Genomic DNA, 491 nt, shown 5'->3' with positions numbered 1-491 from the left:
GCGAGGGTGTGGAAGCTGTACCGGGCGATGCGTGGAGCCCACTGCCGGTAGGTGGCGAGGCTGCCGTAGAACGGGGTGCCGTCCCGGCGGAGGCTGTCGACGGTGCTGGCCAGGGTGGCGCAGGCGGGTTGCAGGGCCGGCCCGCAGGGCTCGTCGTCGAGAAACTCGACGATGTCGCGGTCGCCGGTGCTGGCGGCCAGCGCGGCCAGCAGCGGCGCGGTGAGGGCGGGCTGGCCGACGACGACGGCGAGCAGGAGAAGAACGGCGTGGTAGGGGCCGGCGGTGAACGCGTCCAGGTCGCCGTCGGGGACACCGATGCGGACCAGCCGGTACAGGTTGATCAGTTTCTTGCCGGCGCGGGGAGTGGGCAGCAGCGGGCCGACCAGGGGGATGACGGCGCGTTCGTCGTCGGTCAGCACGAGCGAGGCGAGCCGCAGGTTCGGGAACGCCTCGCCCCGTTCGTCGAACGCGGGCGTGTTCCGGGGTGGGAC

At 72.9% G+C, this 491-nt stretch carries 1 protein-coding gene; it reads right to left on the bottom strand.

The genetic code is table 11. The features are described from left to right. The coding region (locus NBZ83_RS32595) for a hypothetical protein (protein ID WP_261576562.1) at window positions 1-491 on the bottom strand (491 nt) is incomplete at both ends.

Source organism: Frankia gtarii (genome assembly GCF_025403375.1).
Lineage (GTDB): Bacteria > Actinomycetota > Actinomycetes > Frankiales > Frankiaceae > Frankia > Frankia gtarii.
Note: the sequence above shows the minus strand (reverse complement) of the source record. Positions and strands in the feature narration are given on the sequence as shown.